This is a genomic window from Natrinema ejinorense (genome assembly GCF_002494345.1).
In the GTDB taxonomy this organism is placed as follows: Archaea; Halobacteriota; Halobacteria; order Halobacteriales; family Natrialbaceae; genus Natrinema; species Natrinema longum.
This window is the reverse complement of record NZ_NXNI01000001.1, coordinates 463,560-476,340: the sequence shown is the minus strand read 5'-3', so window position 1 is coordinate 476,340 and position 12,781 is coordinate 463,560. Positions and strand designations below refer to the sequence as shown.

At 62.2% G+C, this 12,781-nt stretch carries 12 protein-coding genes; 4 read left to right on the top strand and 8 right to left on the bottom strand.

The window, feature by feature from the left end:
- The first annotated feature begins 194 nt into the window (after nucleotides 1-194).
- The 3 genes from CP557_RS02525 (at nucleotide 195) to CP557_RS02515 (ending at nucleotide 3,618) form a co-directional block, all read left to right on the top strand.
- Nucleotides 195-1,364 (top strand): poly-gamma-glutamate biosynthesis protein PgsC/CapC, encoded by a 1,170-nt coding sequence (locus tag CP557_RS02525; protein WP_097381503.1) that lies wholly within the window; start codon nucleotides 195-197, stop codon nucleotides 1,362-1,364.
- The gene (locus tag CP557_RS02520) at nucleotides 1,361-2,926 is read left to right on the top strand and encodes a hypothetical protein (protein WP_211290166.1); all 1,566 of its coding nucleotides are present in this window, start codon (nucleotides 1,361-1,363) and stop codon (nucleotides 2,924-2,926) included. The genes CP557_RS02525 and CP557_RS02520 overlap by 4 nt, the downstream gene beginning before the upstream one ends.
- Before the next feature lie 215 nt (nucleotides 2,927-3,141).
- Nucleotides 3,142-3,618 (top strand): acyl-CoA thioesterase, encoded by a 477-nt coding sequence (locus CP557_RS02515; RefSeq protein WP_097378449.1) that lies wholly within the window; start codon nucleotides 3,142-3,144, stop codon nucleotides 3,616-3,618.
- Between the two features lie 128 nt (nucleotides 3,619-3,746).
- Here the strand turns inward: CP557_RS02515 and CP557_RS02510 are convergent, their stop codons facing one another.
- From CP557_RS02510 to gatB, 7 genes are all read right to left on the bottom strand, one after another.
- Complete coding sequence (locus CP557_RS02510) at nucleotides 3,747-4,463, bottom strand: ABC transporter ATP-binding protein (RefSeq protein WP_097378448.1); 717 nt, start codon at nucleotides 4,461-4,463, stop codon at nucleotides 3,747-3,749.
- The gene (locus tag CP557_RS02505; RefSeq protein WP_097378447.1) at nucleotides 4,463-5,191 is read right to left on the bottom strand and encodes an ABC transporter ATP-binding protein; all 729 of its coding nucleotides are present in this window, start codon (nucleotides 5,189-5,191) and stop codon (nucleotides 4,463-4,465) included. Before CP557_RS02505 ends, CP557_RS02510 begins: the two co-directional genes overlap by 1 nt.
- Nucleotides 5,188-6,246: a branched-chain amino acid ABC transporter permease gene (locus tag CP557_RS02500; RefSeq protein WP_097378446.1), complete on the bottom strand. Its 1,059-nt coding sequence runs from the start codon at nucleotides 6,244-6,246 to the stop codon at nucleotides 5,188-5,190. Before CP557_RS02500 ends, CP557_RS02505 begins: the two co-directional genes overlap by 4 nt.
- The gene (locus tag CP557_RS02495; RefSeq protein ID WP_245852873.1) at nucleotides 6,239-7,123 is read right to left on the bottom strand and encodes a branched-chain amino acid ABC transporter permease; all 885 of its coding nucleotides are present in this window, start codon (nucleotides 7,121-7,123) and stop codon (nucleotides 6,239-6,241) included. The genes CP557_RS02500 and CP557_RS02495 overlap by 8 nt, the downstream gene beginning before the upstream one ends.
- Before the next feature lie 15 nt (nucleotides 7,124-7,138).
- Nucleotides 7,139-8,437 (bottom strand): ABC transporter substrate-binding protein, encoded by a 1,299-nt coding sequence (locus tag CP557_RS02490; RefSeq protein WP_245852872.1) that lies wholly within the window; start codon nucleotides 8,435-8,437, stop codon nucleotides 7,139-7,141.
- Between the two features lie 196 nt (nucleotides 8,438-8,633).
- Complete coding sequence (locus CP557_RS02485) at nucleotides 8,634-9,599, bottom strand: MBL fold metallo-hydrolase (protein WP_097378443.1); 966 nt, start codon at nucleotides 9,597-9,599, stop codon at nucleotides 8,634-8,636.
- A 399-nt stretch (nucleotides 9,600-9,998) separates the two neighbouring features.
- Complete coding sequence (gene gatB / locus CP557_RS02480; protein ID WP_097381501.1) at nucleotides 9,999-11,495, bottom strand: Asp-tRNA(Asn)/Glu-tRNA(Gln) amidotransferase subunit GatB; 1,497 nt, start codon at nucleotides 11,493-11,495, stop codon at nucleotides 9,999-10,001.
- 111 nt (nucleotides 11,496-11,606) lie between these two features.
- Between gatB and CP557_RS02475 the strand changes: the two genes are divergently transcribed.
- Complete coding sequence (locus CP557_RS02475; protein WP_097381500.1) at nucleotides 11,607-11,759, top strand: DUF2196 domain-containing protein; 153 nt, start codon at nucleotides 11,607-11,609, stop codon at nucleotides 11,757-11,759.
- Nucleotides 11,760-11,904: 145 nt separating this feature from the next.
- Here CP557_RS02475 and CP557_RS02470 read toward each other — a convergent pair whose 3' ends face one another.
- Nucleotides 11,905-12,405, bottom strand: a complete 501-nt coding sequence (locus tag CP557_RS02470) for a hypothetical protein (RefSeq protein WP_245852870.1) — start codon at nucleotides 12,403-12,405, stop codon at nucleotides 11,905-11,907.
- Nucleotides 12,406-12,781 lie beyond the last annotated feature (376 nt).

The window sequence follows — 12,781 nt, the reverse complement described above, 5'->3', positions numbered from 1 at the left end:
ACTCGATGGTGTCCGATAATCATTAGTATCACATAACGACGATTTATCGCTCTCATTACGATGTGGTTGGCCAACCGAACCTGCGTAGAGCGCGATTTGACCGGCATCAAACGGAGAGATTCCGCCTCGACTTCCGCCTTCGCAACTCGTTTATAATGGGCATTAGAATGGATCTCTCGGAACGTTACATAGAAATGATCATTGCTGTCACCGTTACTGCACTCGGTGTCTTCGCCGTCGGACTCATCACGCAGTTGTTTGGCTACCGGACCGGCGGGACGATCGCAGTTCCGGTTCTCGCCGTGTATACGCTAAAAAATGCGCTGATGTTGCCGATTTTCCTCATCAGCACGCTCATCGCGTATATCGGCCTCTACGCCGTCAAGCATCGCACCCTCATCTATGGACGCGACGAACTCCTCGTGGCGATGGCGATCGGCAGTGGTGTCCCCCTCCTGGTGTTGCTCGCTGTCTGGCATTTCCTCCCGGAATCGCTCCGAAGCGTGGTCTTCATCGGGAGCATCCTTCCCGGACTGGCGGCGTACAATTACCACCAGATCAAACCACAGTACCGCAGCCGTGATCTACTAACGACGGCGGTTTTGCTCGTCGTTCTCGTCGCGATCGGGTGGCTCCTGGTCGCCCCATCGCTTACGGAGACGCTCGGTACCCTCACCCCGCCAGTTCTATACAGTCCGACGGCCGACGTGGCCGTCCTGAAAGGCGCGGTCGTGTTCGAGGAGTTGGACCCGACGATTCTCGCACGCCCGGTCGCAGTCGTCGTGTTTCTGATCGGTGTTGTGCTCGCGGAACGCGTTCGGAACCGGTACGGCGTCCGGACGGGTCTCGTTGCGATGGCGCTGCTCTCGCTGTATGCACTCGCCAACACGTGGTTGCTCGCGTTGTATCTCGCCGTTCTGGTCGTCGCGTATCTCGGGCTGAAAACCGTCCACTACGTCACACTGTTGTACGGGCGCGTTCTGATCTCCGTGGCGACCGGCACGGCGCTGATCGCCGTCGTCCCGCTTGCACTTTCGCTCCCGATCACTCGCGGGTTATCGGCCTACTTCGTCGCTATCCTGGCCGGCGTAAACGCTTACAGTTGGCACGTCACCGCTCCCGCACAGCGGGCGCTATTCGTCCCGTTACAGATCGGATCGTTCCTCCTATTACTCGCCACGACGCAACTCATCGGCCTGGTTCGTCCGACGCTGATTCCACAGGTGTTCGGGATCCCCGCCATCGTCGCGATGATCGTCGGCGTCGTCGCGTGTGTGGTTTTCGTCGAGTGGCGGACCGTCGACCGTCCGGATCAGGAGGCCGTGTTCGAGGCATCGATCCTTTCGGGAGGCGGTGACGCGTGATCGAACAGGGCCACTTCGAAGTCATCGCAACGTCTGATGGATGGATTTGGGAGTTCTACGACGGAGATATCCCACTCGCAGTCGCTCCAGCCCCATCCGAAACGTCACAGGAAGCACGGAACGCAGTCGATGCGGTTCGAGATGCCGTCGCCGAAGTCCAACAGCTCGACGCGTTCGAGTTCACCGTCGACCCGACCGATCGCGCACGCTCTCGGATTCACATCCGAGGGGAGGAACGCAGCGGCATCTTCGAATGGGCACTCGAGCAAGGAGCGGAGACGCTCGCGGTTCCGAGCTACACCTACACGACGCGGGACAACGTAGTCGACGCAGCACGGCGGTTCCGCGAGCTCGCAGTCGGGTCGATGTCCGTTTACCTGACTGGAGCGAAGGACGAATCGGTCTCGTATGAGCCGTTCTCCGTTGGGCGTGGCACCCTTCGAAACCGGCTGTGGTCACTTCTCACCCGAGGGCGGCACCATCGAACGTTCATCGAGGACACCGATATTCGGATCGTCGTGTCCGGCATCCGTGGCAAGTCATCGACGGTCAAACGGCTCGACGACGTGTTCAATCGGCGTGGCTACGACGTGCTGACGAAGATCACGGGGAATCAGCCGGCGCTCATCCGAAACGGCGACGTCATCCCGATCGATCGACCGGGGCCGTACACCACGCTCTATGAAAACATCAACGTGCTTCGGGAGTTCAGCCCGATTCTCGAGTCGTATACGCCCGAGAACGTGGCCATCTTCGAGAACCAGGGGATTACCGAATACACGACGCGGCTGTTCAATCAGCGGTTCGTCAAACCCCACGTCGTCGTGATCGCGAACATCCGACAGGATCATCAGGATACGCTCGGGAAGACCCGACGCGACATCGCACGTGCTTTCGCTCGGACGGTCCCACCGGGCACGGACGTCGTGAGCGGGGAACTCCATCCCGTTTTGCACGAGTATCTGTCGGCGGAGATCACACGGGCAGGCGGAACGTTCACACAGGTCACGATACCGGACGACCAGCGCGGGCGGATCGGTGCCGAAACGGTCTACGCGGTCAACGACGTCCTGCGTCTGCTGGACATGACGCCGGTCCCCGAGGAGCAACTCAACGAGTATCTCGATGCGATCCAACCCGAATGGGTTCGTCTCCCCGGCGGGCAAGTCTTCAACGGAGCGGAGATCAACGACATCGAAAGTACGGAGGCGATCCGTCGGTCACTCGCCGGGGAGAATTACGTTCTCCCGTTCGTCTACCTCCGGGCCGATCGGCGGAGTCGAACCGCCTCGTTTGCGGACTACCTGAATACGCTCGCAGACCGGGACCTGATCCAGCGGGCACGGGCCGGTGGGGCGTTCACGGACATCTTCGCGGCGAACGTGGACGTTCCCGTGACGACTCACGATCGGGACGAAAACGCGGGTGCGGTTCTAGACGAGATGCTGGCTGGGGAGTACCCGGTCATGCTGATGGGAAATACGGTCGATGCGTTCATGCGAGACATGGAAGCCGAGATTTCCGAGCGCGCCCAACAGGTCGCTATCGGCGACGCGGACTGAGACGGTCTCCTGTCCGTCAGCGCCGGTGGGACCGGGATCGTCCTGCGGTCCCACCGGAACATCGGGACAGCAAACCGTATGAGTCGTGCGTCCACCGACTGGAGACCGTCACGGGGTCGCCGGTGGGAAACCGAGTTGTCTCCGAGGCGAGAGATGGTGCCCCGACCGTTTGCCGTGGCCGGTACGGTTTTGCTCGTCGCGACGGCGTTGCTGGTATGGGACATGCCGACACGACCGATCCGGAGCACGAACCCGACGGGCCGACCTTCCAGCCCGTCTTCGAGAACCGCGTCCGGTTTGCCGAGACCGACCAGCAGGGGATCGTCTTCTACGGCGAGTACTTCACCTTTCAGGACGAGGCGATCTCCGCGTTCTTCCGGGAAATCGACTACAGTTACGGACAGATGCACGACCGCGGCTGGCAGACGCACGTGGTCAACGCTGAACTGAACTACCGTGCCGGTGCCGAGTTCGGAGACACCATCGTCAACGAACTGGCGGTCACCGAGATGGGAACGTCGAGTTTCACCTCCGACTACCGCGCGCGACGGAAATCCGACGGCGAGCCCCTCGTCGAGGGGTCGGTCACCCACGTCGCCGTCGACCTCGAGACCGAGGAGCCGATCGCCATCCCGGACGAGTTCCGGGACGCGGTCGCGGCGTTCCAGGGCGGTCTCGAGTCGAGCGACTGAGACGGTTTGCTGTCCCGATGTCCCGGTGGGACCGCAGGGCGGTTCCCGTCCCACCGGCACTGACGGACAGGAGACCGTATGCGGAGTGGTCGCCACTCCGTCGAAAAAAGCTCGAGGGGCGGGGAACCTCAGTGGACCCCGACGTACGCTTCGCGAACGTACTCGTTGCCGTGGAACTCCTCGGACGTGCCCGCCAGTTCGATCTCACCGGTTTCGATCAGCGAGAGCCGTTCGGCGTGGCGCAGCGCGAACGTCGAGTTCTGTTCGGCGAGCAGGATCGTCAGCCCCTGATCCGAGAGTCGCTCGAGCGCGTCGCTGATGTCCTGGATGATGACCGGGGCGAGCCCGAGCGTCGGTTCGTCGAGCATCAGCATGTCGGGATCGCTCATGAGCGCGCGGCCGACGGCGAGCATCTGCTGTTCGCCGCCGCTCATGGTCTCGGCTTCCTGCTCGCGGCGTTCGTCCAGCCGGGGGAACAGGTCGTAGACCATGTCGAGGTCCGCCTGCACCGCATCGCGGTCGTTGCGGAACTGCGCACCCATCAGGAGGTTCTCGTGGACCGAGAAGTACGGGAACAGATCCCGGTCCTCGGTACAGTAGATCAGGCCCTCCCTGACGATCTCCTGTGGACTCACGGTCGCGAGGTCGGTTCCGTCGTAGCGGATCGACCCGTCGTAGTCGACGAAGCCGGCGATTGCGTTGAGCATGGTCGTCTTGCCGGCCCCGTTGGGCCCGATGACGCCGTAGATCTCGCCCTCGTCGATCGACAGCGAGACGCCTTTCAGTGCGTGTGACTTCCCGTAGTAGACGTTGAGGTCCTCGATCTCGAGTAGTGGATCGGTCATTACAGTCCCTCCCCAGCGAGGTATGCCTCCTGGACGTGTTCGTTCTCGGCGATCTCCTCGGGCGTTCCCTCCGCGAGGAAGTCGCCGTTGTTGAGGACGACGATTCGATCGACGAGGTCCATCAGGCCGCCCATGTTGTGGTCGACGACGACCATCGTCATTCCTTCCTGACGGAAGCGTTCGATCTGGTCCGCCAGTTCCGTGATTTCGGCCTGATTCATCCCGGCGAACGGCTCGTCGAGCAACATCAATTCGGGTTCGGTCGCCAGCGATTTGGCGATCTCGAGCCGGCGGACGTCCGCGTGGGGCAGTTCGTCCGGCATCTCCTGGAGTTTGTCCTCGATGTCGATTCGGGCGGCGTATTCGTAGATCTCCTCGTCGGTCGCGCCGCCGTAGAACGAGGTGAGCTTGTTCGGGAGCGTGAACAGTTTGATGTTGCCCGCGACCGGCATCTCATGAATCGGGTTCGACTCCTGTGAGACCCGCGAGAGCCCCTTGTTGACGACTTCGTGGGTCGCATCGTCGGTGATGTCGCTCCCGTTGAATCGGATCGAGCCCTCGGTGACATCGTAGCGGCCCATGATACAGTTGAAGACCGTCGACTTCCCCGATCCGTTCGGTCCGATGAGGCCGACGATTTCGCCCTCGTCGGCTTCGAACGAGAAGTCGTCGACGGCGACCAGGCCGCCGAATTTCTTGGTGAGTCCGTCGACCTCGAGCAGGCTCATCGGCGATCACCTCCGAATCGATCGAGGCCGTGCCAGAGTTTCCGGAACAGCCCGTCGCGGACGAACACGAGCACGACCAAGACGAGCCCCCAGAAGACCGTCCATCGAATCGGGGACGAAAAGCCCGCGATCTCGGTGAGGACGTAATCCCGGAGCACGATGAGGAAGAAGGCCCCGCCGAGAGGCCCGAGGATCGAACTCATCCCACCGAGGACGGCGATCGCGATCATTTCGATACTCCGGTCGACGACGATGAACGTCGTCGGATCGACGCCGCCGCCGAAGTGAACCAGCAACACGCCGCCGATCCCCATCGGGATCGAACTCAGTGCGAACGAGAAGATCTTGAATTTCGTCGCATTGATCCCGGCAGCGTTGACTGCGGCTTCGTTTTCGCGGATCGACATGAGGATCAATCCGATGTTCGAGCGAGCGATCAGCGTCAGCACGATCGCGATCAGGAACATCGGGATGATCATGTAGTAGTACCGGGCGAACGGATCGTACGTGAAGACCTCCACCGACTGGATTCCCGTTTCTCCGCCAGTGTATTGGCTGAAGGAGGGGATCAATCGATAGAAGATCAACACGGACACGAACGTGATCAACGAGAAGTACGGTCCCGCCAGCCGAAGCGACGGCAGGGCAACGAGCAGCCCGACCACGAGTGCAGCGAAGACCGACACCGGGATCGTGATCATCATCGACAGCTCCGGGTTCACGTTGTGAATGAGCATCGCGGTCGTGTATCCCGCGGCACCCGAGAGGACGGAGTGACCGAAGCTGATGTAGCCGGTGTAGCCGCTCTGGATGTCCCAGCTCATCGCGAAGATCGCCCAGATCGCTGCGACGGTCATCGCCCTGACGAGCCCGAAATTCCCCCACAACGGCGCCGTCAACAGCGCGGCGGCCGTTCCGAAGATCAACACGAACTGGAGCCCGTTCATTTCACCGAAGTAGTCACCGAACAACCGGTTGTAGACGCCCGCAAGCGGCTGTAGTGACCGATCGATACGGCCCGTCGCAGTGCTCAACCGATCCGTCGCACTACTCATGGACGAGCTCCCTCCCGAAGAGGCCGTTCGGTCTCATCAGTAAGATCGCGACGAGGACGACTAACGACAGGACCCCCTGGAAGCTCGGGCCGAGGATCTCGACCGACGCCGTCTCGAGGTAGCCGATCAGGTACGCCGCGATGACGGACCCCTTGATGCTGCCGATGCCACCGATCACGACGATGATGAACGCGAGTGCGAGCGGACTGAGCCACATCTGGGGCGACGTCGACTGCAGCGTTCCGATGAACACCCCGGCGATCCCGGCGAACGCGCCGGCGATCAGCCAGGTCCGAGACTTGACTTTCTGGAGATTGACGCCCGTAAGCTCCGCACCGCGCGTGCTCATCGAGGTCGCGAGGATCGACCGTCCCTCGTCGGTTTTGGTCACGTAATACCACAGCGACCCGATCGCGATCCAGGAGACGCCAAACGCCAACAGCTGGACGTACCGGAGCCGTGTCCCGACTGCGTCGAGATAGATCGTCCCCGACACCACCGGAATGAGCTGTGACGGCGCGCTGCCGAACTGGATGATGATCAGTTCGGTCAACAGGAGCGCCACGACGACCGTCGCGAGGAACGTGATCACGATGTTGTCCTCGATGTATTTGACGAGTCCCGCGTACAGCGCGTACGATGCGGCGGCTGTGACGACGACCGCGATCAAAAACCCCACGATCGGTGGCAGTGAAAGCGCGCCAGCGGTCGACGTGAACGCGAGATACGTGAAGGCACCGAGCATGATCAGTGCGCCGTGTGCGAGATTCAGGACGCCGCCGACGCCGAAGATCATGGTGAACCCGATCGCGATCAGTGCGTAGACGGCACTGATCATCGCCCCTAACACCAGTATGGAGAGTAGTTGTCCTATCATTCGTTCGGGGCCCGCTTAGATCCACTCGGGAACGACGTGTTCTGCAGTCGCGTCCGGCTCGGGGTAGACGCACTCGACGACGCCACCATCCCCGTCTTCCTGCCACTGCGTGATCGGGAAATTCGAAATGATGTCGTCGTCGTTTCTGGTCTCCCTCACGTCGTTCGGGTAGTCCGAGTCCTCGCCGTAGAGCGAGATTTCGCCCGCAGCGCCGGTGAACTCGAGGTTGAGCATGGACTCGACGATGCCGTCCAGATCGCTCTCGTAATCGGCAGTGCCGGCGTCTTCGGCCGCCTGCGCGTAGAACAAGATCCCGTCGTACGAGTTGAATCCCATGTACATCGGTTTGCTCGGTGGGTCTCCGCTACCGAACTCCTCTTCGTAGGCATTGATGAAGGGCTCCGTCCGGTCGGTCAGATCTGCGACGCCACCTGCACCGGACTGGGACGTCGTCTCGTACAGACAGGCACCTTCGGTCGCGCCCCAGAACTCGGGGGACATTCCCGGCACACTGATCCCCTCGAGGGCGAACGGGTACTCGTTCTGTGCCCAGGTACTGGTAAAGGCCGCCGCACCGCCGTGTGCGATGAATCGCATGACGACGTCGGCGTCCGCCTCGGCGGCGGCGTCGAGGAACGGGTTGAAATTGGACGTCTCGACCGACATTCTGTCCTGATGAACGACGGAGAGATCGCTGTTCGACTCGATTTCGCCGGGAAGGATGTCACGGAACGAGCCGGTCCAGGCGGCGTCGTCGGCCAGAATCGAGAAGTTCTCGAAGCCGTGTTGCTCGTTGAGGTAGCTCGCGTACCCGCCCATCCCTTCCGCCTGTAGATCGGAATTGATCGGACCGGTCCGGACGATATTCTTATACTTTTCGTAGTCTTCGCCGTGATTGTCCGTGATCGTCGCCGGATCCGCGGAGCCGGTGATGACGAACGGCACGTTCATCTCCGCGACGAAGTCGATGATTCCCTGGGTCACCTCGCTGACGAAGGTACCGACGAGCAGGTCGACCTGTTCGGACTGAACCAGGTCTTCGGTCACCCGTTCGCCCTCCGACGGTGCGCCGCCGGTGTCTCGCGAGAGGAGTTCGACGTCTCGATCGAGAATACCGCCGTTGTCGTTCAGTTCGGAGACCGCGAGCTCCGCGCTCCGTTCGGCCCCGCGCCCCATTTGGAGTTCCGTCGGGCCGAGGTGGCCGATTTTGAACGTCCCGTCGCCACTGCCACCGCCGACGCCACCCATACAGCCGGCGAGCGTCGTCGTCAACGCACCCGCACTCGCAGCACCGAGAAATGTTCGTCGTCCCACAACCCCGTTTCCAGATGTACTCGTTTCGAGAGTATCGTTATCTTCGTTAGCCATTGTAAGTCAGTGAGTTACCGATTCTCATCCCTCCCTTTCGATTCCCACTTAATAAAGATGAGGGAAGTTAGCAAGGCACCTGTGAATAATACACGCATGAAAAGTTCCACCGTGCGGTCGATCGATTCGAGGCCGAGAACCCCTAGAAGAGGTCCGTAACTGCCACCGAACCGTCTTGAAGTCGATACTGGCCGTTTTCGTACGCGACGATCCCTTCGTGCCGGAGATGATCGAGATGGGCGAACGCCTCTCCGGGGCCGTGGACGATGTGAATGCCCTCGAGGGCTCCGAACAGTCGTTCGCTGATCGTCCAGGCGTCGGCCGGGCCGTGCTTCCCCAGCAATTCGAGGATCGTGTCCGCTCGCTCCCGGTGGTGCTCGAGGATCGTTTCGGCCCGGCCGGTCGGTTCGTCGATGGGATCGCGATGTCCGGGCCAGACGCGATCGTACTCTCGATCGACGAGCCGTTCTAACGTGGCGACGTACTTCTCGAGGGGCCGCTGGACCCGCACGTCCGCACCGCCCACGTTGGGAGTGTACACCGGCAGAACGGCATCGCCGACGACCGCCTCGTCGCCGGACTCGGTTTCGAAACAGCACAGCCCCGCCGCGTGGCCCGGTGCGTGGACCGTCTCGAGGGTTCGACCTCCGACCTCGAGAACGTCACCGTCCGCGATCGGCGTCGGATCGGCCGGCTGCCCTTCGATGTCGGCCGACTCGAAGAAACCGAGGAGTTCGTCCCGTGCAGCCTCGGGGACGCCCCACTGCTCGAGGAGCTCGCGGCGGCGATCCTCGACGGCGGCGACCGCGTCCGGGTCCTGGGCGACCAGTGGCGCGTCGGCCTCGTGGACGAAGACCGTCGCGTCGCTTTCGGCCTGGATCTCGCCGGCGAGTCCGGCGTGGTCGACGTGAAAGTGCGTGAGGACGATGTCGTCGACGTCGGCGAACTCGTAGCCACGCTCGGCGAGGCCCTCGCGGAGGTCCTGGCGGACTGGATCGATGGCAACGCCGGTATCGACGAGCGCGAGTTCGTCGTCGGTGTCGTCGGCGAGGACGTACGCATTGTTTCGGCCCTCGAACTCGTCATTGCCAAGTGAAATGCGGTCCATGTCGGCTACCGACATGCTACCCGCTAATAATTGACGCGATAGCGGACGGGACGGCAATCGGGCGATGGAACGACAGCGGGCAATCAGCTCGTCCATCCGTGAGCATCGCTCAGTACAGGGCTGACGTATCGCGCCGGGCAAAATAACCGGTATCTGGTGGCGCGCGCTGTGACGGGGGTCGCCATCGGCGAACTGCGGAGGGAAGTTCTGCGAGGTCGTCGGTTGGCCACATCGTCGTTCGGCCAGCGACACCGAGCGCTACCGCCTGCCACCGTCTCACTCCGCGATCAGACAGCAACCGCGACAGGTTCCGATCCGAGTGCCAGCACACGTCCCGTAGATTTTAACCAGCGACGAACGGCTGTGCTCCGGTCACTCGAGACGACCCGCGAGCACCGATCAGCCCTCGAGTTCGGCCCGCAGAAGCTGATTTACGTCACCCGGGTCCGCACTGCCGCCGGTCTTTTGCATGACCTGCCCGACGAGGAAGTTGATCGCGCCGTCGTCGCCGCTCTCGTAGTCGTCGACGGCGTCGGGGTTCTCGTCGATGGCTTCGACGACGGCCTGCTGGACTTCGTCCTCGCCGGTCTTACCCAATCCCTCCTCGGCGACGACCTCGTCGGGGGTCCGGCCGTCGTCGAGCATCGATCGCAGAACCGTCTCACGGGCGTTCTTCGCCGTGATCTCGTCGTCTGCGACGAGTTCGACGAGCCGTTTGATCTCCTCGAGTCGCCCCTCGATCCCGGTAATCGCGATGTCGCGGTAGTTGAGTTCGCCCAGCAGGTTGTCGGCGACCCAGGTCGCGGCGAGGTCAGGGTCGAACTCGCCGGCGACGTCCTCGTAGAAGTCCGCGACCTGTTTCGTCGAGGTGAGCTTCGAGGCGGCCTCTTCGCTGAGACCGTACTCCGCCTGGAATCGCTCGCGACGGGCGGACGGGAGTTCCGGAATCGCGATCTCGTCTTTCCAGCCCGAGACGCGCAGGGGCGGCAGGTCGGCCTCCTCGAAGTACCGATAGTCCTTCTCCTCCTCTTTCGAGCGCATCGAGACCGTGATCCCGCGGGACTCGTCCCAGTGACGGGTCTCCTGTTCCACCGCGCGCCCGCGTTGAATCGCGTTCTTCTGTCGGGTCTCCTCGTAGGCTAGGGCCTTCTGTGCGCCCTTGTGGCTCGAGATGTTCTTGACCTCCGTGCGGTTCGCGGCCTCGAGGGCGTCCATCCCGATCTCGTCGGAGTCGTCGCCGTCGATATCCCCCTCGGGAATGATCGAGAGGTTGGCGTCGATCCGCAGGCTGCCGTCGCGTTCGGCGTCGAAGACGCCCAGATACTCGAGGACTTCCTCGAGTTCGGCGAGGAACGCTCGGACCTCGCCCGGACTGCGGAAGTCGGGCGCGGTGACGATCTCCATCAGCGGCGTGCCAGCACGGTTGTAGTCGACGAGGGTGTACTCCGCCGAATCGATGCCGCCACCGCCGCCGACGTGCTGGAGGCTGCCCGGATCTTCCTCGAGATGGGCGCGCTCGATTTCGATCGTACGGCGCTGGCCCTCGACGGCGACCTCGAGTGAGCCCTCCTGGCAGATCGGCTCGTCGTACTGGGTGATCTGGAAGTTCTTGGGCAGGTCGGGGTAGTAGTAGTTCTTCCGGTGGAAGCGAGTCTCCTCAGGAATGTCTGCGTCGATCGCCTTCCCGATCTTGACGGCGGCCTCGACGGCGGCCTCGTTCAGTACCGGCAAGGCACCCGGCAGGCCGAGACAGACGGGACAGACGTTGTCGTTTGGCTCGTCGCTGGGCTCGGTCGAACAGCCACAGAAGATCTTCGTGTCGGTCTCCAGCTGAACGTGGACCTCGAGGCCGATGACGGTCACGAGGTCGCCCTGCTGGACGGTCTGGGCAGTCATTGGAGACCGATTCGGCCCCACGGGGGTAAAACGTAACGGGACGGGCTCGCTATCGTCGCCACTGCAGGCACCACGTTTTTCCAGAGACCCGATCCACCTCCAGCCACGTCCATCGTTCAGGACGACGCTGATCCCCACTCCGAGGATACGGAACCGAACGTCGGCGAGGTCGGAGCGATCTACGGCGACGAACTCGAGGGCCCGCACGTGAAACTGAAAAGCGACGTCGTCGGCCACGTCCAGTCGGTCGCCCACGACGAGTAGTCCCCGATCGCCGGGGGCCGAAGACGCGGCGACCGCGGTGCTGTCGCTGGACGTTCCGTCCGGTGTCGATGCGACGACTGGCAACAACCCCGGTGGCGTGATTGGCCGCGAATCTCGCCGTCGGGCGCAACGAGCGCCTTCGGGATCAGTGTTTGGAGGCTTCGATCTCCGCGTAGTACTCTTCTTTCGACCAGTCACCGTCGAGATACGCGGTGGCCCACTCGGGTTCGAGAAAGACCATGGAATCCGGGATCTCGTTGTCGTCGAGTAGGGTCGGCATCGCTCGACGGTCGAACCCCTGGTCGACGATATCGGCGTAGGCGTCTCCGAGAATCGGGATATCACTGTCCATACCCGCGCTGTCGGTGTACTGCGGGACGAACATATCGTGTAGTTGCCACTTGAGTACCGAGAGATCGTCGTCGATCGCTTCGACCATCTCCGCCGCGAGCGCGCTCGTTTCTGCACTGACGTCAGCTCCGACGTCGCCCCCGTGATCGTCGTCGGCCTCCCCTTCCGCGTTCTCCCCACTCCCACCCGTCTCACCGAGACAGCCGGCGACCGTTCCGATGCTGACGGTAGCCCCTATCGTCAACACTGATCGTCTCGAGACGCTATCGATCGTCTCGGATATAGCCCGTTTCATAGTATTTCCCCGTTCGATCGGTTCTTACGAGGAGACGAGCACCGGCCCGTAAAAACGTGTGCTCGATCGTGTGCTGTCGACGAACGACCGAGTAGTGAATGGGAGTATAGTAGCCACGGGATCCCCCACCGCATGATATCGAAAGCGGCTCTCCTCGACCAAGTTCCAGACCTCGAGCGAACGTAACGCCGCGTTTCAGCCCATTGCGCCTCGAACCGCGGTGGCTCTTTCGTCCAGTCGTATTCCAAAAAGCGAAGCGATGGCGACGACCCCGGCGGGATCTGCTGGTCGATACTCCGGGAATCAGTCAACCCAGGGCGCTCATCCATCACTCGAAGATCTCGATCCCAGTGATTTCGAACCGTGCTCTACCGTC

Excerpts from the sequence above, each read along its gene's own strand:
- CP557_RS02525 (WP_097381503.1), top strand. The coding sequence starts at position 195 with ATGATCATTGCTGTCACCGTTACTGCACTCGGTGTCTTCGCCGTCGGA.
- CP557_RS02515 (WP_097378449.1), top strand. The coding sequence starts at position 3,142 with ATGGGACATGCCGACACGACCGATCCGGAGCACGAACCCGACGGGCCG.
- CP557_RS02510 (WP_097378448.1), bottom strand. The coding sequence starts at position 4,463 with ATGACCGATCCACTACTCGAGATCGAGGACCTCAACGTCTACTACGGG.
- CP557_RS02505 (WP_097378447.1), bottom strand. The coding sequence starts at position 5,191 with ATGAGCCTGCTCGAGGTCGACGGACTCACCAAGAAATTCGGCGGCCTG.
- CP557_RS02500 (WP_097378446.1), bottom strand. The coding sequence starts at position 6,246 with ATGAGTAGTGCGACGGATCGGTTGAGCACTGCGACGGGCCGTATCGAT.
- CP557_RS02495 (WP_245852873.1), bottom strand. The coding sequence starts at position 7,123 with ATGATAGGACAACTACTCTCCATACTGGTGTTAGGGGCGATGATCAGT.
- CP557_RS02485 (WP_097378443.1), bottom strand. The coding sequence starts at position 9,599 with ATGGACCGCATTTCACTTGGCAATGACGAGTTCGAGGGCCGAAACAAT.
- gatB (WP_097381501.1), bottom strand. The coding sequence starts at position 11,495 with ATGACTGCCCAGACCGTCCAGCAGGGCGACCTCGTGACCGTCATCGGC.
- CP557_RS02470 (WP_245852870.1), bottom strand. The coding sequence starts at position 12,405 with ATGAAACGGGCTATATCCGAGACGATCGATAGCGTCTCGAGACGATCA.